The organism is Limosilactobacillus caecicola (assembly GCF_943192935.1).
Lineage (GTDB): Bacteria > Bacillota > Bacilli > Lactobacillales > Lactobacillaceae > Limosilactobacillus > Limosilactobacillus caecicola.
Genome location: NZ_CALPCI010000007.1, coordinates 18,547 through 37,063, shown reverse-complemented (window position 1 = coordinate 37,063; position 18,517 = coordinate 18,547). Strand labels below are relative to the sequence as shown.

The window sequence follows — 18,517 nt, the reverse complement described above, 5'->3', positions numbered from 1 at the left end:
GAGGTAATCTTATGGCGCAATATTTGAAACGCGGTAAAGGCTGGCAAGCTCGGATATCTTGGTATGACAGTTTTGGAAAACGGCACACTAAATCAAAAGCTGGGTTCAAAACTAAAAAGTTGGCTCAGATCTGGGCTGTTGACAACGAAGACAAGCTTAACAAAGGCGTAGCCGTCGATAAGGAAATCTCACTGTATGATTACTTTGCTCGCTGGGTAGAAACTTACAAGGAACCAAAGGTAGCTCAGTATACTTTAAATCGCTATCACATTAACCAAAAAGTTATTCAACAGTATTTTGGCGATACCAATATCAAAGACATCACGCGATCCACCTATCAAAAATTTTTAAATGATTATGGAAAAACACACGCTCCTGATACCGTGCGAAAACTCAACTCATGTATTCGATCTTGTGTTCAGTCTGCGATCCTGGATGATTATTTAATCAAGGACTTTACACAAGGTGTAGTAGCTAACGGCAATGATAGCAAATCACTAAAAGTTGAATATTTAAATCTTAAAGAAATTAAAGCCTTACTCCACGAGTGTCAGCTTAATCTTGATTGGCGTTACACTTCACGATTTATGATTATTGCTGCCATCTATACTGGCATGCGCAAAGAAGAACTACAGGCGCTTACTTGGTCAGATATTGATTTTGTTAACCACACCATCAGCATCAACAAAGCGTGGCGCGAAATTAAACGTAGCGATGAAAGCGAAAAACATTTTCAGAATCATCGGTTTAAGCCAGCTAAAGCTAAGAACTCAACTCGTAAAATCAAAGTAAATACAGAGCTGCTAGATTGTTTAAAGATTCTCCGGGATCATGCTCATAGTAATATGGTGTTTATGAATGAGTTTGGCACTCTTCCAACCAGTACTGCTCTCAATCGCAAATTAAGGGGTCTTTTAGCTAATTTAACTATTAAACGTAGGAATTTCCACTTCCACAGTTTAAGGCACTCACACGTAGCTTTATTGCTTGCTAACGGTATTGATATTTACGCTATCTCAAAACGGTTGGGTCATGGTGATGTTTCGGTAACCTCAAATATCTATGCTTATCTAATTGATGAATACAAAGATAAGACCGACGACCAAATTGTCAAAGCACTAAGCAATTTATAGTTGGCACACATTCGGCACACAAAACGCTTCTAAACGTTAGTATATCAACCCGTTAATGTCCCTGGGAGCGCATTTTTGAATAAGTTTTATAGAATTTTCGAACCCCCATAAATGTTGTTAAGCCAGCATTTATGGGGGTTTAGTAATCTGCAAAATCCACTAAAACTTGGCGGTTGGCACACATTTCGCACACAAAAAGTACGGAGCCCTTTAATTAATTTTTATCTAGCTTAACAGCAATCTTCGCCAACTCTAATGGGTTGCTGGTAATGCTCTCTTCATCGCTGTAGACAAAGAAAAAGCCCTGCCATTAGACAGGGTGTAAGGATAAAGGACATCTGAGATAAACTGCGCTAACGTCTAATACATTCGTGACAAAAAATTAAAAGGTCAGCGCTTCATTAGTATATCACAAAACAAAACCCGCTTATCAGCAACGATAAACGGGAGTGTTTACTATGAGACATGAATTACAGAAGTGACTAAGTTCTGCTTTTACACATCAAGACTCAACTACATGATAAATGATCTTAATAGTTATTGTCAACGATTTGTACAAACTGTAAAATAATACTTGTCGTTGATTTGGCGTGACTAACCAAAATGTACATCAACGATAAGGACTGGAAATCCTATGCACATCAAGATTCGCTTTACTTGGTGGGGGCTATTAGTACTTGCGGTATTAATCTACTTCCTCGTCAAGTAATTATATCAGCCAATTCTTAGTGCCAGCAAGCGGGCCAACTAGGGATTGGCTTTTATTATACAACAAAAAGCCTCAGCAACACATTATATCACGAAAAAACCGCCCCATCATTGGGACGGTTTTGCTTTTAGGAAGGAACTACTAGCACTTTGCGAGAAAGCTATTATCCAAACTTAACTCATCATCTTTAATTCATCTTCCGCAAAGCTACTATTTATTTCTAGTGCACACCGGTGACCGCAAACCTCATAATATTACAGGTCACTCTTACGCTGCTTCTGACCTACTAATGCTTCAGCCGCTAGAACGGTGTAGATTTCTTGTCGCATCTACTGATTTCCTTCCACGTCTATAATATATCATAATTTGTAAGCGGTTTCAACTATTGATTCAAACTTTAGTGAATTACTTGCAGCAAGGCTGCCAAGGCAACTAAATTGTTAAAGGCATGGAGAATAATTGTATTTGAGATGTTACCCGTTTTCCGGTATATAAAGGCAAACACCGCCCCGAGATAAAAATAAATCAGGTAGCTAATTAGTGTCGTACTGGAGTGCTCCAACGTAAATAATAAACCAGATAAAATAATTGGGAGCCAGAAGGATTCGTTTTTAAAGAAGAAGTTCATCAACACCCCGCGAAAGATCAGTTCCTCAGCAATGGGGTTCAAAACCACGGCGGCAAAGGACATGATGATCAAAACGAGGTGGTTGCTACTCAATAAGCGGCCAAGCATTTGGTTATTCGCCGTTTCAGTTTGATGATAGAGCAAGTAATTTAGCATGTTCAGGATTTGTTCACCAAAGATGACGGCGAACCAACCACCGACAATCCAAACCAAGTGCTGCCAAAGATTTTGCTGGCGGGGTTCCCAGCGACGGTATTTTCTAAATAAGCGCCACGCCCACCAAATAATTCCCCCAAAAACCACTGCATAGAGAATTAAACAAATCGCTAATGGTCCAGGAACGTCGGCAAACTTTCTAACAAATAATAAAATTACTGGCGGCACTTGAATCAGGAATGCCAGTAAGGCTGTAATGAGGACGCGTACGATCCAGATTGGTCGTTGCCGTGTGGCCATCACGATCCACCTACTTTCTGCAAAGAATTTTTATTATCATAACACAATCCCCTTACCATTGGTGAAACGATAAGGGGGATCATTGGATTATTTTGCTTTTCCCGTGCTGGAACGTTCGATTAACTTGACCGGCACTTCCACTAATTGCCGTTCCATCTCTAAATCATTAATCCGGTTCAAAATCAAGCGGGCACTCGCCTCACCCAGTTCCATAATCGGTTGCTGGATCGTCGTTAACCGGGGAGTCACGTATTCATCAAGGTCAATGTTATCGTAACCCATGACTGAAATATCATCAGGAATGCGGAGACCGCGCTCATGTAAGCCGCGGTACAGGCCAATTGCCAGTTCATCGTTTGCACAGAAAACGGCCGTCGGTGATTTGGCTAACACTTCGTCAGTATGCTCATAGCCCCCGAGTTTAGTCAGTGGAGCGTACACCAGATCTCGCCCTTCACTAAAGTAAACACCATCGGCCAGTAAGCCATCAATGAACCCGCGAAGCCGTTTTTGTAAGTTCTCCGTCGGCTGCTTTGGCAACATCACCACAATCCGTCGGTGACCAAGCTGGGTCAAATGTGTCGCGGCAATGTAGCCCCCTTGATAGTCATCGACTTGAACCCGGTCGCCATCATCATGAGTCTGGTTCTGGTCAAACAACAGGTAAGGAATCCGGTTGGGTTTTAGAAGATTATCAATCGTATCATTCGTAACGCTGGAACTCGCAATGATTAATCCATCGACTGACCGCTCCACCAGCGTACTCAAGTAATATTCCTCAGTCTCTTCATCGTTACTTGCACTGAGGACTAATGGTAAATAGTGAGCATTCCGACAAACCGTCTGAATCCCCCGAAAGAACGTGCTAAAAAAGGGGTTCCCAATATTGGGGACCAGTACACCAATGGTTTTTGATGAACGCAAAATGAGATTCCGGGCGTTGAAATCAGGAACATAGTGTAACTGCTCCTTTAATTTTAAGACCCGTTCTTGAGTTTTTTTACTAAACCGTGCGCCCTTGCCATTTAGGATCTGCGAGACGGTCGTGACGGACACACCGGCCTCTTCCGCAACGTCTTTGATGGTGACTTTATGTTTCATAATCATTCCTCATTGTTCTTAGTTAAAACGATTTACTAAACAATTTTACTCCTTTTTGAAAGGGATTTCAATTTTTTGGAAATTTCACGCCAAACACATTTTGCATAATTTCCCGTGTTTGAGCCATTTGTGTCCCCCGCACCCGTAAATAATCAATTTTAACGAGCAAGATTTCATACTCCCACATCGACGATAAATCATGCTCGTTAATGTAGTGTAAATTTAACTTGATTTCGGAAAGGTCAGTGATGAGCCCTTCAAAGTCATCCTGGGCCTTATACTTATCCGTCCCGATTACCACCGGTAACCGATGTTGGTAAGAATCGTTCAATAACGTCCGCAAAATATTAACGTTTCGGTAGTCATGGTGCCGTAAAAATTCTTGAAGGCCCCAAACATCAAAGTAATGGTGATCCTCAGCCACTTTGCACTTTAAGGAAACCGTCGTTAAATAGTCCGTGTATGTCTGAACTTTGCGAATACTTGAAATCCGGATTGCTGTCAGGCCATTAATCTTGCCATCCCAATCAATGCCCAGTAACAAGACAAAAAGTGCGTCCATTGCAATCACAAAACCCACGTTAAACGTGTCGTCATCGTCAAAGTTATAAACCTCCACCAGGTTGCCCTGTTGCTCCGCCAAGGCAAACTGTTCCTTAATCTCTTCTGGTGCCATCGTCATCCCTCCATAAAAGTTAAGATTATTTTATTTGTATTACAATACTTGTTTTATTAACATTAATTTGGCTTTTGTCCAACCTTTTTAACACATGATAATATCACATTCCTAATAGGCAAGTAGTGAATTTTGTAGTAAGATAGTTTCATTGCAAAAATATTTAAAAGAGGAGCCATTATGGTGATTATTACAGCAGGAATGATCGGGGTCGGTAAAACCACCCTTACTGGCAAGATTGCCAACCACCTACATACCAAAGCATTTTTTGAACCAGTCGGTGAAAATCCAGTATTACCACTATACTACAAGAACCCAAAACAGTACGGTTTTTTGTTGCAAATTTACTTCTTGAACAAGCGGTTTTCGATGATCAAGCAGGCCTTGGCTGACGACAACAACGTCTTAGACCGGTCAATCTATGAAGATGCCCTCTTCACTCGTGAAAACAACGCCGAAGGTAACATTTCGGACACTGAATTAGAAGTGTACCTGAAATTACTCGACAATATGATGGCCGATTTAGACCAGCTCCCAAAACGGGCCCCAGACCTGATGGTTTACTCTGAAACCGACTTTGAAACCATTCTGTACCGGATTAAAAAACGTGGCCGGGACTACGAACAGATTGATAATAAACCAGAACTGAAGGATTACTATTACAAGATGTGGACCGCCTACAAACAATGGTATAAGGACTATGACGCTAGTCCGAAGATGAAGATTGACTTGGAGAAGTACAATTTGGAAGATCCCAAAAATGTCGATACCGTCTTAGGCATGATTGATGACAAGTTAGCTTCGTTACGTTAAGTTATTCAAAAAATTCCAGAGTGTTGAATCATCAACTACTCCGGAATTTTTTTGATTACACTATTTTTTCAGCAGTCGCTTCATGACTTCAACAATACTCATGGAGCTAATGCCACCAACCAAAGGAATCACGATATTACTCTTTTTCTTTTTCGGGTCATGAACTGATTTCGTTTGCGGGATCGACTGGTTGGCGATTGGCGCCGACCGATCAAAGGACTTGCCCAACGGCTTGGCCGTCGTAGTCCCATCATATTTGGTTAAATCATACATTTCAATCACCCGGTTTAACTTCTGATGATAATGGGGATCCGTCGCATAAACTTGGTTTAAGTTGCGGGTTGCCTCCCGATAATTAGCCGCGGTGCGTTTATGGACCCCAGCATACATCGATTGGCCCAGCACCTTCGCATAATCCTGCAAACTTGTTTTCAAAGAAGGGTACTTCCGAAAGGCAGCCTGCACCTGGACATCCTGACCTCCGATATGCTCGGTTGTCGGCATTTCTGCACTCATCCCTTGATAGCTGCCTTTGATTCCAAACAGGTTGTAATGCTGTTGGGCAAGATCACTGCGTCCCCAGTCGCTTTCCAAAACTGCTTGGGCAATCAAGACTGAAGCATACAGGTCATGATCTTGAGCGATTTGTTGGGCGTCAGCACTAATTAAGTTGATAAATTCTTGTTGGTTTTTACTAAGGGGAACCCGGGCAGCAAGTGCGGAGTCGTCGGCTTGAGGAGCTCCGGATTGATCATCAGTTGTTACTTGCTGATCAGGTTGTGAATTAGGATTCGTCGGTTGTTGGTCCGTAGCTGGTACTTGGGCGGGATTTTGCTGCGGTTCTGGTTGAACACCTGGTAGTTCAGCATAAGCCTTCGCAAGACTCCTCGTTAATTGGTCGACCGTTGGGGCGTCCAAATTGGTTAGCTCTTGGTTGGTCAGTGGTGGACGTTGGCCCCTGACAATCGCTCTGGCAATTTGGTCACATTGTGCGGGTGAATATTGCACACTCGCGACGGCGGGAGTGATCAGACTCAGGGCCCAGCCCACGGTTAGAATAATTCGAAAAATTTGATACTTCATGTTTTTACCTCCTACTTTTAAAGACGGTAAAAACACAAAAAAGATCGGAAAAATTCCGATCTTTTTCTTTAATAATTTAGTAAACAATGACAGGTTCGTGAACCACAATTGCCTTATAAGCGGCTCCGGCATCACTCGGGTGCATGTTGACACAACCATTGGAGCCATCACTGATGTACGCGGTCTTGGACCAATTAGTCCGCCAGCTAGCATCGTGGAACCCAACCCCACTGTTCGTAAAGGCTGACCAGTAAGAAACTGGTTGGGTGTAGGCCTTACCGCTATCACCGGTTCCCCGCAGAACGGATGGACTTTGTTGGTACATGATGTACCAAACCCCCTTTGGCGTTGCGTCACCGCTACTTTGCTTCCCAGTAACAACATCGGCACTGTAGACCAGTTTACCGTTCTTGTAGAACCAAGCGTGTTGGTCAGCAATGGAAACTTCGGCATAAGTATCACCCAGTCCGTAGTTCTTGGTGACCCCATAACCTAAACCACCAGTGTAGTAACCCGTTCCGTAGATGTCATTCTTGGCACTTACGGTTGACTTACCATTCAGCAAAGCATTTCCCAGCGTCTTGCCAGCCTTGGTTTCACTAAGTTTCCAACCATAACTACCACCCTTAGCAGTCTGGATGACCTTGCCAGAATGGGTCTTAAACTTAAAGGACTTACCGAGAGTAGCTTTGGCCTTGTTGATACTATTAATCTTGCTCTTCAGGGCCGAAGTATCAAAGGTATAGTGACCATCTTCCCAAGTAACCTTGGTCAAAACGTCCTTACTCTTCAGCTTGTACTTAGAATTTTCAACCACATAAGTGACCGAGCGCTTATTCAGCTTACTCATCTTGGCCTTTTGCTTTTGAATCGCTGAACTACTTGCCCCTAACGGTTGCGTGTACAGCTTTGACAAGCGGATGGTTGGCGCATAAGCGTTTTGATCATATTGCTTCATCAAGCGCTTGACATCATACTGATTACCCTTTTTCGGCTTAGTGGTCGTGACCTTGCCGTTTTGCCAAACCACTTTGGCGTTTACCGGTGCCGTCCGACTAGTGTTCAACGCTTTAATCTTTTGTTGGACAGCTGACTTAATTGCGGCAACTTGTTGGCCATCCTTGTTGCTAGGGGTGATCTTTAAATTCCGCTGCTTGCTACTTGGGAACAAAGTTCGTTGACGCTTAATGGCCGACTTAAACTTACTTTCGTCACTCTGAGTATAACCAGCCTTGCTCGAGCGACCACTGTAAATTAATTTACCATTAAGGTAAACCCGATGGGTCAGCTTCTGCTGTGACACTTTTTGATAAGCGGCCTTAGCTGTCATCCCACCGACAGCGACTCCATTAACTTTTGTATTTTTATTAAAGTGGGTACTTTGATACCAATAAGACCCACCCACAATTATCACTACCGCAGCGATAATTCCGGATACAATTTTCCCTGTTTTATTCATTTGACGAACTCCCAGTTTAAATATTAATTATTACAACCATGTAACAATCGACAGTCATTATCATACCACTCTTTACTTTTAGTGAGGAGATTAATTTGTCAATCGTAAAATTTTTTTGATACAAGAGAGTGGCTAGGTGGGTGAAGCGCTGAGCTATCAGCGCTTCAGCTGCCAGCCAACTACTGCGCTGTAACATTAATAGCTTAGAAATAGCAAAGAGGCTGAGTTTTTCCTCAGCCTCTTACCCCCATAAGAACTCCATTAAATTTCTGGATACGAAACGTCTTCAACCTTCACTTTTTCGTTGTTTTCATCGGTCTTGACAACCATGACATCGCATGGCGCATGCCGAATAACATAAGCAGCAGTTGAACCAACAATGATTCGACCAATGACATTTAAACCAGTAGCCCCAACGACGATTAAATCAACGTCATGCTTCTTTGGATATTGGTCCGTGATGGCAATCTTGGCATTCCCGACCATGACGGTTGTTTCAACGTCAGCTAAGTCAGCCTTCTTAGCCTCTTCTGCTAATTCACCCAATGTCTTCTTCATCCGTGCCACAGCGGCATCGTACATATCACGGTCAATAATGCCATAACCGGCAGCAGTTGGGTAGTGTTCACCATTTACAACACTCAACAATTGTAATTTAGCATGGTTCTTTTTGGCGAGGTCAATTGCCTTGTGAAAGGCCATCATTGATTGCTTGGAACCGTCAATCCCTACTAAAACGTTTTGGTAATCAGCCATAATTATCGCTCCTTAATTTTTAATCCCTGTCAGCTACTAAGTCATGAATTGCTTGCATGTAAATGGCCATCGACTTAATTAAGTCGTCAACCGGTTGATATTCGTTGGCCTGGTGCATGGTATTAGGCGTATCTGGCATTAATGCCCCAAATGCCACTCCATTGTCAATCAATTGCCCATAGGTCCGGCCACCAATACATTCAGGTTTAGCATCCTTATCACCAGTAACGTCGATGTATGATTTCATCAACGTTTGCACCATTGGGTCGTCTGGCTCAACAAAGTGTGGGGCATGGTAAGTATCATAATGCGCGTCAATATCAAAGTCGGCAGCGACGGCCTTAACCTTTGCCAAAATTTCATCTGGAGTAATGCCCTTTGGGAACCGGAAGTTCATATCCAAATGGCCACCCTTTTGACCATCGAAGTTCAAAATTCCGGCATTCATCGTCAAATCACCCATGACGGGATCATTAAATGCGCAGTCAAAGCCGTCCATCCGGTCATCTAAGTGGAGGTAATTGGCAACGTAATCAACAAAGTTTTTGGCATTGCCACCCAACTTCAGGCCTTGCAAGAACTTCGCCATATAAGTACCGGCGTTAATCCCCTTTTCTGGCTCCATCCCGTGGGCTGCTTTGCCAATCATTTGTAAATGCAGTCCGTCTTGATCTTCGTAGGCTTCACCAGTCACTGGGTTGTTATCCAGAAAATCAGTGTAAGCATCCATGGCCGCTTGGTTGTCTTCAACTTCAACCACCACGACAGCTTCCCGTGGAACCATGTTAAACCGTAAACCAGACTTAAATGACTTCAAGACGTCATCGCCTTCGTTACCACCGGCAATGTCTAACTTGATGGAAACCATCCCTTTTTCACCGTTGTAAACCGGGAATTCGGCATCTGGTGAGAAGCCCAAGTCCGGCATTGGTTCGGTTTCAAAGTATTTGGTCATCCCAGTCCAGTCATTTTCTTCGTCGGTACCGGCAACGAAGCGAACCTTCTTATTGAACTTGACTCCCAAGTCCTTCAATGTCTTGAGGGCATAGTATGCAGCTAAACCGGGACCCTTGTCATCTGAGGCACCCCGACCAATGAAATTACCATCTTTAATAATGGGGTCAAAGGGGTCACTATCCCAACCATTGCCAGCGGGCATTACGTCCAAGTGGGCCAAAATCGCGATTGTCTCGTCACCTTCACCCCATTCAGCATACCCAACGACATTGTCGATATTCTTGGTCCGAAAACCATCCTTTTCAGCCATTGCCAAAAAGGCCTTGAGCGCTTCAGCTGGACCAGGGCCTAATGGAGCATCCGCAGTCGCCTTGGAATCGTCACGAACACTAGGAATCTTCACTAAAGTCGTCAAATCTTTTAGGTAGTCATCCTTTTGTTCATTTGCTTTTGCTATCCAATCTGTCATGACATTGCCTCCTATTATTTTCTACACCAATTATGATACCATAGGATTGTAACTGATTAAATTTTTTCCGTTCATTAAACCGAAGGAGTGTCAATTCCAATGAAAAAATTGAATAGTACGATCTTAAATGAAGTGATTAAGCCCCGTCCACAAGAAAGTTTTAAGGGCACCTTTGGCAAAGTGCTGCTCGTCGGTGGTAACCATCAATTTGGTGGTGCAATTATGATGGCCACCGCCGCAAGTGTTTATAGTGGGGCCGGCTTAGTCACGGTCGCCACCGATTTAGTCAACCGGACGGCACTCCACTCACAATTACCTGAAGCCATGGTCATCGACTTTAAGGACCACACGGCCGTTGCTAAAATGGTTGCGCAGGTTAACACCGTGGTCGTTGGCCCCGGTTTAGGCGACACACAGGAGAGTAGTGACGTGTTACACAACGTCTTTGCCCACACTGCCGATCACCAAACTGTGGTAATCGATGGGTCTGCCATTACCCTGATGGCCCAGGAAAAACTAGCGACGCCGCATGGTCACATCATTTTCACCCCGCACCAAATGGAATGGCAACGCCTCTCCGGAATCAAAATCGCGGATGATGCCGAGGACGTCAACCGCGCGGCCCAAGCCAAATTGGGTGGTACCGTGATTCTAAAGAAACACCATACCGAAATTTACACTAATGATGAAGTCTACCAGCTTCCCATTGGTTCTGCTGCCCAGGCCGTTGGTGGAATGGGCGACACCCTGGCTGGGATGGTCGGTGGTTTTACCGCCCAATTCCGCGATGATATTGATCAGGCTGCTTTAGCAGCAGCCTATGCCCACAGTGCCATCGCCGATGAAATTGCCAACCAGCAATATATCGTCTTACCCCACCAAATAAGCCAAGCCCTCCCCGCCTTTATGAAAAAGGTAGCTAGCGCTCAGCAAACCCACACGATTGGTTTTCATTAATTTGAAGGTGAATGTTATGCAAACCTTACCTTATAAAGTGGCTGCCTTTGATATGGATGGGACCTTCCTGCGGGATGATAAGTCCTTTAACCGCCCTCGCTTTCAACAATTATTGACCACCTTCCGTCAAAATGGCGGTCATCTGGTCGTGGCCTCGGGAGATCCCTTAGAATGTCTCCTACGTTATTTTCCGACAGAACGACAAGACCTCACCATTGTGGCCGAAAATGGCGCCCAAATTCTGGATGCCAACCGGGAGATTTTCGTCAAAACCCTTGATCATCAACTGGCTCACCAGGTAATCAACTACTTAGTCCATCAAATGCAGATTGAACCGGTAATTTCTGGACATCGTCAGGGATATTTCCCCAAGGATGCCGCTAAGTCAACGATTGATCACCTGGCTTTTTACTATCCAACGTATGAACTCGTCGACAATTTTGACCGATTACCTGATGACGAATTTTTCCAAATTTCATTCTTGGTCGCCGACGATAAAATCCAACCAGCGGTTCAAGAACTTACCGCTCAGTTTGCCGACCGTTTGGTGGTGACACCCAGTGGTAACGGTTCGATGGACCTGACAAACCCAGGGGTGAATAAGGGCCAGGCCCTGCGCCAGTTACTTAGCAAATGGCATCTACAACCAGCCGACTTAGTCGCGTTTGGTGATGGTGGCAATGATGTTTCCATGCTGCAGTTAGCGGGGCAAAGTTATGCCATGCCCAACGGCGGTCTGGAAGTCCACCAGGTCGCCACTGCAGACGCGGTAGCTGATAACAATCACGATGGCGTTTTAAAAACCATTGAAGGACTATTTTAATTAAACTAAAAACCGGGACCCAGGAGTGTTGATCAATCAACATCCGGGTCCCGGTCAGCACTTATAAGACGCTTGAAGAAGGAACGATATGCACTACGAACTGATTATTAATCCCGCGGCCGGTAGTGGCACCGGAAAACAAATTGGTAATATTATTACCAATTACCTTACCGAACATCACATTTCTTTCAATGCTCAGGCAAGCCAGGCGGCCGGCCAGCCCCGTGAATTAGCCCACCGGCTCGCGCAAAATCATCCAGCAACTACTTGCGTGATCGTCGTTGGCGGTGATGGCACCCTGCATGAGGTCATCACCGGGCTGCTACTCACTTCGCAAGAACAACCTCTGCCGGTTGCTTACATTCCAGCAGGCACTGGTAATGACTTTGCCCGGGGTTACGGGATTGCTAATCAGCCACTTGCTGCCCTTCAACAAATTTTAAATAACGACCATCCGACCTTCATTAACGTTGGCCACTTTCACGATGGTCAGCAGGAGGGGATTTTCCTGAATAACTTTGGCACTGGCTTTGATGCCGCAATTGTTCACCGTACCAATACTTCGCGAATCAAGCGACTATTAAACCACCTTCACCTGGGCACACTGTCGTATGTTGCCAACACCTTGAGCGTCTTGATCCATCAGCGCCCGTTTGAGGTCACCATTACCGACGATCAGCAGCATAAATTTACCCACGCCTTTTTGGTCGTCACCAGCAACCACCCCTTTATCGGTGGCGGGATCAAAATTGCCCCCGATCAAGAGGTCACTAAAGAAGAGGTTGAACTCGTGGTCTTGGAAAAGCATGATCCCCTCACCCTCTTGGGAAGCATTATCATGTTTGCCCTCGGTTACGTCACCAGTTCACGGTTTGCTCACGTCTTTCGGGCAACTCACCTGCACTATCAAGTGCGTCCTGCCCAGTACGGGCAGATCGATGGTGAAGAGCTCGGCAAAAAAACGTATGATCTCCAAATCGATTGCCGTTCCTATCCAATGTGGGAGCAACGCCTATAGTTTATTTTCCACCGCTGCCCGTTTGGCATCCTGGCCCCGGTGAATTAACCGCATGATCCACCGGCCAATTGGTTGCGCAACCAAGCCTTCAATTGCAAACGCAATGCCAAAATTCCGGGGCCAATTCATAAAGTACCGGGTAAAAATGGTGGTCGTCAAGTGTCCTTGACCAAGCCACGACCCTAAAACTGTCATCAGCATGGACATGAAAAAGACGTTACTCATGATATCCAGGGCTAATTGAGCATTATAACTGTCCTGGTCACTCGTTAAAAACTTTTTCAGGTGAATTGCTGGGTAACGGGTCACCACCAAACAGGCCAGGACGACCAACCACATAAATGGCAAAACATGTAAGACACCCCAATAGACCTGCCAACTCGGCCCCGTTTCACAAAAGGTAATCGCAGGGGCAATCGTGTTCACAGAAATCAGGGACACAATCACCATGTACAGGACGGTTTCCTTCATATCTCGCGGAAAATTTTGGTAAAACTTCATTAAATTAAAACATCCTTTCTTTAAAGCAAACAAAAAGAACCAGCAAACCGAAAAAATCGATTTGCTGGTTCTATTTCTGTTATACGCAAAATCTACGAAAAATATTATAGCAAACTTTGCTCAATTTAGCTAATGTGTAATTTCGTCCGTAAAGCATCCATCCGCGGACCAAGCAAATTATCAGCCAACCGGTACCGGAGCGCCAGATAGCCAAAGGCAACGACACCCACTAATACTCCCGGAATTAAGGAGAAGAAGGCAGTGTAACGGCCATATGGGCTCACGACTAGGCCGATTAACCACATCACTAATTTGACCGCCACAAACATGATTAACGAGAAACCTAAAATTTGGTTCGTTGGTTTGGCCAAGTCATTAAAGTGCAGGCCAAATTCCATATTAAAGGAATGCAAGATCAAATAATTGATGACCATCATGGCCAACCCGGTCGAAAGCAACGGCCCTAATCCCCGGCTAATCATCATACATGGAATTTGAAAGGCAAATTTAGCGATCACCCCAATACCAAGGTAAGACATCATCCGCTTATTTTCTGAGATCCCTTGCATCATCGCCGCAGCTACGGAGTACATTCCGAGCGGAATTGCCATAAAGGCCGCAAATTCCAACACGGTGACCCCTGCAGCGTCATACCGGTAGAAGACGGTATACATTTGCTGAGCAACGGCTGCCAAGCCCATCGAAGACGGCACCATGACGAAGTAGAACAGGGTCAACGCGTTTTCAATTTGCTTCCGAATTCCTTCGGTATCATTTTTGGCCCGGGCCTCAGACAGGAGTGGAATGGCAGTGGCCGCCATCCCGGTCGCAAACGAAATGATAATCATGTATAACTTGTTCGCATTGAAGGAAAATAATGCATAAATCGCATTGATTTGATAATTTGAATAGTGGCCCAACAAATGCATGATTGGTGGGAAGGTATACTGATCAATTAATTGGAAAATGATAATTCCCGATTCAATCACGATAAATGGAATCGCTTGGTAGATAATCTTGAAAATCAGGCTCAAGGTTGAAACCTCGCGATTCGTTTTCCCACTTTTCACTAACCGGTTCATTTCCCGTTGGTGGCTAAGGTACGCCCAGGCTAATACAATGATTGCGCCGATGGCCCCGATAAAGGCGGCGAAGGTTGATTGGGTAACCGCCACAACCCAACTGCCCTTTTGGATTTTCATCACCAAAAAGGTCGCTGCCAACATGTAAATAACTCGAAAGATTTGTTCCACAAATTGGGACATGGCCGATGGCGCCATCCAATTGTATCCTTGCAGGAACCCCCGCGTGATACTCATTGGTGGGATGACCAACACCGCCCATGCCAGTGAACGAATTACCGGAATCACATTCGGATCCCCCGCAGCGAGAATCCCAACCGCCGCAAACATGACAATCGAGCAAATAATCCCCATTGCCACGGAAACGTACATTCCGGAATGGTAAAGCCGGCGACTAACACTGTATTCATCCAGGCCATTATAGTGCGCCACCATTTTCGAAATGGCGGACGGAATCCCGGCCGTCGCAATTTGGAGGAAGAATCCGTAGATATTGTACCCTTTGGCGAACAAGGCATTCGCTTGGGTACTGTAAGTCCCTAACCAGGTGACCCACGGAATGACGTACAGGGCCCCGATCAGCCGTGAAGTCACACTACCGGCCGTCATCCAGGCAGAACCCGTCACCATTTTCGCTTTAGCATCCTTTTGTGGAAGCTCTTGGCGATCAGTTACACTCTCTCCTGAGCTCATATTTTCACCTTTTTCATTTTAGAATTTTAAACAATCCGTTTTATTTTATCCTTAATTCAAAGGTTAAGCAATCAAATTTCAAATTCTTAATATTCATCTAAATCCGTGGTGATGGCCTGGACGTTGACCCCGTCACCCTGAAACTGTTCAATCACGGTTTCCAAGGGGGTCGGCTGGGGTACTTCTTCGTGATGACTCTCTAAATCAATCACGGTCAATGCTAAACCAATTTCCGCCCGCATTAACGCATTCCACTTGTTGTCATCTAAGACATCGGCAGCCGGTAAATCCGGGAAGTGGACCTTTGTTTGCCCTGCTTCTTCACTAATCACCGCCGGATAAGAAACAATATGATAATCCATCATAACCTCCACAATTTTAATTTATTCACCACCAAAAAAGCCCGTCCTTTGCAGCTTCACCGCAAGTGACGTGCTTTTTGTTTAATGGCTTACTTCACAACCACGTTGACAATCTTGTTTGGCACGACAATGACCTTCTTAATGTCCTTGCCTTCAGTAAACTTCTTGACATTGTCATCCGCCAAGGCGGCCTTTTCGGCTTCATCCTTTGCAGTGTCCTTGGCCATCTTGATCTTGGCCCGTACTTTACCGTTGACTTGCACAATCATTTCGACTTCGTCTTCAACAATCTTAGCTGGATCATAGGTTGGCCATGGTTGATAGGCAATCGTGTCACTTTCGTGGAATTGGCTCCATAATTCTTCGGCCATGTGTGGCATGATCGGCGAGATCATCTTGATAAAGCCTTCGATGTATTCAACTGGTAAGTCATCCACCTTGTAAGCTTCGTTAACGAAGACCATCAGTTGCGAAATAGCAGTGTTAAAGTGCATCCGTTCATAGTCTTCGGTAACCTTTTTCACTGTTTGGTTGTAAACCTTATCCAGTTTGCCATCATTAATGGTCGAAATCCGGTCACGAAGGTGGTTATTATCATCCATGATTAAACGCCAAACCCGGTGAACCCACTTGTTAGCCCCATGGAGGCCCTTTTCGTCCCACGGCACGGATTCAGTCAGTGGACCCATGAACATTTCGTAGAGCCGGAGGGTATCAGCCCCGTATTGATCCACGATGTCATCGGGGTTAACCACGTTGCCCTTCGACTTCGACATCTTTTCGTGGTTGTTTCCAAGAATCATCCCTTGGTTAACCAACTTCATGAATGGTTCTGGAGTTGGTACAACACCCAAGTCGTAGAGGAACTTGTGCCAGAACCGGGCATACAACAAGTGCAGCACGGCGTGTTCGGCCCCACCAACGTAAAGGTCAACTGGTGACCAATAGTCAAGAGCTTCCTTAGATGCTAATGCCTCATCGTTGTCCGGATCGGTGTAACGCAACCAGTACCATGAAGAACCGGCCCATTGTGGCATTGTGTTGGTTTCCCGCAACCCGTGCCGACCATTTTCGTCGTACACGTTGACCCAGTCTTCAATCTTCGCTAATGGTGACTCACCGGTCCCGGACGGTTCGATATTATCCGTATCCGGCAATTCCAGTGGTAATTCATCTTCTGGAACTAGTGAGGTCGTTCCATCATCCCAGTGGATAACTGGAATTGGTTCACCCCAGTAACGTTGCCGACTGAAGATCCAGTCCCGCAGCTTGTAGTTAACCTTCTTGTTACCTGCATGGTGTTCAGTTAACCAGTCCACCATCTTTTGCTTAGCATCGGCGATGTTCAGACCATTCAAGAAGTCAGAATTGATGTGTTTGCCATCACCAGTGTAGGCAGCTTCATCAATATCGCCGCCTTCGATGACCGGTTTGATTGATAAATCAAACTTTTTAGCAAAGGCATAGTCACGGTCATCATGGGCAGGAACGGCCATCACGGCACCGGTCCCATATGAAGCCAGAACATAATCAGAGATCCAAATTGGTAGTTTCTCGCCATTCACTGGGTTAATCGCGTAAGCACCGGTGAAGACCCCAGTCTTATCCTTATTCAGGTCCGTCCGTTCCAGATCAGACCGCCGAGAAGCCTCTTCTTGGTATTCCTTGACCGCTGCTTGTTGTTCAGGAGTGGTAATTTGATCCACTAGCTCATGTTCAGGGGCCAACACCACATATGAAGCCCCAAAGAGGGTGTCACAACGCGTCGTGAAAACTTCGATTTGCTTATCATCATGATCAGCCACGTTAAAGAAGACCGCCGCCCCTTCAGAGCGCCCAATCCAGTTCCGTTGCATTTCCTTAACGCTTTCCGGCCAGTCAACCAGGTCCAGATCATCAATCAACCGGTCCGCATAAGCAGTGATTTTCAAAACCCATTGCTTCATCGGCTTCCGGTAGACCGGATAACCACCTCGCTTGGTTTTACCGTCCTCAACTTCTTCGTTGGCAACGACGGTTCCACCCATGAAGTCTGGCGCCCAGTTCACCATGATTTCGTCTTCGTAGGCCAGGCCCTTCTTATAGAGTTGCTCAAAAATCCATTGCGTCCACTTGTAATACTTTGGATCAGTCGTATTGACTTCCCGATCCCAGTCATATGAAAAACCAAGGGATTGAATTTGGTCACGGAAGTGGTCAATATTTTGGTTCGTAAAGTTCTTCGGATTATGGCCAGTCTTCAAGGCGTATTGTTCCGCTGGCAGTCCAAAAGCGTCGAAACCCATTGGGTGTAAGACGTTAAAACCTTGCATCCGCTTCATCCGGGCCATCACATCAGTTGCCGTATACCCTTCTGGGTGACCAACGTGCAGTCCTTGGCCAGATGGGTACGGGAACATATCTAGGGCGTAGTATTTCTTCTTGTTTTTGTCTAGCGTTGACTTAAACGTCTTGTGTTGCTTCCAGTAACGTTGCCATTTCTTTTCAATGGCGGAATGATCGTATCCCATGAACTATCGCTCCTTTAAAATTTCCAGTTTTCTAACCACAAAAAAACCTGTAGACACCCTCAAGCATCTACAGGACGAACTCTTCCGCGGTACCACCCGTATCTTCTACATAATGTAGCTCTCTACTTCCTTAACGCGGAAAACGTCGCTGCCTACTATTCTTCAGCATTGAACATTCATTAGGCCAGTTCACTAAGCAGCCATCCCGCATTCGCAGCACCATGCGGTCTCTGAAGATGTCACTTACCTACTATTCCTATTGCAATTAGATATTGATATAGATAGTAGCAAAATTAATGTCATTTGGCAAGCATTGTCAGAAATTGTTTGA

General features: G+C 45.2%; 16 protein-coding genes and 1 other annotated feature. Of the genes, 5 read left to right on the top strand and 11 right to left on the bottom strand.

Annotation, left to right across the window (positions count from 1 at the left end; all coding sequences use genetic code 11):
- Nucleotides 1-11: 11 nt before the first annotated feature.
- The gene (locus tag NFR43_RS08230) at nt 12-1,133 is read left to right on the top strand and encodes a site-specific integrase (RefSeq protein WP_251548267.1); all 1,122 of its coding nucleotides are present in this window, start codon (nt 12-14) and stop codon (nt 1,131-1,133) included.
- A gap of 1,106 nt (nt 1,134-2,239) precedes the next feature.
- Here the strand turns inward: NFR43_RS08230 and NFR43_RS08225 are convergent.
- The 3 genes from NFR43_RS08225 to NFR43_RS08215 all read right to left on the bottom strand — a co-directional run bounded on the left by NFR43_RS08225 (nt 2,240) and on the right by NFR43_RS08215 (nt 4,703).
- A complete protein-coding gene (locus NFR43_RS08225) occupies nt 2,240-2,926 on the bottom strand; it encodes a CPBP family intramembrane glutamic endopeptidase (protein ID WP_251548265.1) in 687 nt (228 codons plus the stop codon).
- A gap of 87 nt (nt 2,927-3,013) precedes the next feature.
- On the bottom strand, nt 3,014-4,027 hold the full coding sequence (gene rbsR, locus NFR43_RS08220; RefSeq protein ID WP_251548263.1) for a ribose utilization transcriptional repressor RbsR: 1,014 nt from the start codon (nt 4,025-4,027) through the stop codon (nt 3,014-3,016).
- A 67-nt stretch (nt 4,028-4,094) separates the two neighbouring features.
- Complete coding sequence (locus NFR43_RS08215) at nt 4,095-4,703, bottom strand: hypothetical protein (protein ID WP_251548261.1); 609 nt, start codon at nt 4,701-4,703, stop codon at nt 4,095-4,097.
- A 180-nt stretch (nt 4,704-4,883) separates the two neighbouring features.
- Here NFR43_RS08215 and NFR43_RS08210 point away from each other — a divergent pair, with 180 nt between their 5' ends.
- Nucleotides 4,884-5,516 (top strand): deoxynucleoside kinase, encoded by a 633-nt coding sequence (locus NFR43_RS08210; protein ID WP_251548259.1) that lies wholly within the window; start codon nt 4,884-4,886, stop codon nt 5,514-5,516.
- Nucleotides 5,517-5,576: 60 nt separating this feature from the next.
- Here the strand turns inward: NFR43_RS08210 and NFR43_RS08205 are convergent, their stop codons facing one another.
- From NFR43_RS08205 to pepV, 4 genes are all read right to left on the bottom strand, one after another.
- Entirely contained in the window at nt 5,577-6,599 is a 1,023-nt protein-coding gene (locus NFR43_RS08205) for a glycoside hydrolase family 73 protein (protein ID WP_251548257.1), read from the bottom strand.
- 76 nt (nt 6,600-6,675) lie between these two features.
- A complete protein-coding gene (locus NFR43_RS08200; RefSeq protein WP_251548255.1) occupies nt 6,676-8,058 on the bottom strand; it encodes a L,D-transpeptidase family protein in 1,383 nt (460 codons plus the stop codon).
- Nucleotides 8,059-8,319: 261 nt separating this feature from the next.
- On the bottom strand, nt 8,320-8,814 hold the full coding sequence (locus NFR43_RS08195) for a universal stress protein (RefSeq protein WP_251548253.1): 495 nt from the start codon (nt 8,812-8,814) through the stop codon (nt 8,320-8,322).
- Nucleotides 8,815-8,833: 19 nt separating this feature from the next.
- Nucleotides 8,834-10,240, bottom strand: a complete 1,407-nt coding sequence (gene pepV / locus NFR43_RS08190) for a dipeptidase PepV (protein WP_251548251.1) — start codon at nt 10,238-10,240, stop codon at nt 8,834-8,836.
- A 99-nt stretch (nt 10,241-10,339) separates the two neighbouring features.
- On the opposite strand from pepV, the gene NFR43_RS08185 reads away from it, so the two are divergent.
- The 3 genes from NFR43_RS08185 to NFR43_RS08175 all read left to right on the top strand — a co-directional run bounded on the left by NFR43_RS08185 (nt 10,340) and on the right by NFR43_RS08175 (nt 13,038).
- Complete coding sequence (locus NFR43_RS08185) at nt 10,340-11,197, top strand: NAD(P)H-hydrate dehydratase (RefSeq protein WP_251548249.1); 858 nt, start codon at nt 10,340-10,342, stop codon at nt 11,195-11,197.
- Between the two features lie 16 nt (nt 11,198-11,213).
- On the top strand, nt 11,214-12,020 hold the full coding sequence (locus tag NFR43_RS08180) for an HAD family hydrolase (protein WP_251548247.1): 807 nt from the start codon (nt 11,214-11,216) through the stop codon (nt 12,018-12,020).
- A gap of 88 nt (nt 12,021-12,108) precedes the next feature.
- Nucleotides 12,109-13,038 (top strand): diacylglycerol/lipid kinase family protein, encoded by a 930-nt coding sequence (locus NFR43_RS08175; RefSeq protein ID WP_251548246.1) that lies wholly within the window; start codon nt 12,109-12,111, stop codon nt 13,036-13,038.
- Here NFR43_RS08175 and NFR43_RS08170 read toward each other — a convergent pair.
- The 4 genes from NFR43_RS08170 to leuS all read right to left on the bottom strand — a co-directional run bounded on the left by NFR43_RS08170 (nt 13,033) and on the right by leuS (nt 18,186).
- On the bottom strand, nt 13,033-13,539 hold the full coding sequence (locus NFR43_RS08170; protein WP_251548244.1) for a hypothetical protein: 507 nt from the start codon (nt 13,537-13,539) through the stop codon (nt 13,033-13,035). The two genes, NFR43_RS08175 and NFR43_RS08170, sit on opposite strands and share 6 nt — an antisense overlap.
- Before the next feature lie 125 nt (nt 13,540-13,664).
- A complete protein-coding gene (locus NFR43_RS08165; RefSeq protein WP_251548242.1) occupies nt 13,665-15,314 on the bottom strand; it encodes a putative polysaccharide biosynthesis protein in 1,650 nt (549 codons plus the stop codon).
- A gap of 86 nt (nt 15,315-15,400) precedes the next feature.
- Complete coding sequence (locus NFR43_RS08160) at nt 15,401-15,676, bottom strand: type II toxin-antitoxin system HicB family antitoxin (RefSeq protein ID WP_251548240.1); 276 nt, start codon at nt 15,674-15,676, stop codon at nt 15,401-15,403.
- A gap of 89 nt (nt 15,677-15,765) precedes the next feature.
- Entirely contained in the window at nt 15,766-18,186 is a 2,421-nt protein-coding gene (gene leuS, locus NFR43_RS08155) for a leucine--tRNA ligase (RefSeq protein WP_251548238.1), read from the bottom strand.
- A 67-nt stretch (nt 18,187-18,253) separates the two neighbouring features.
- Nucleotides 18,254-18,459, bottom strand: a binding site (T-box leader).
- Nucleotides 18,460-18,517 lie beyond the last annotated feature (58 nt).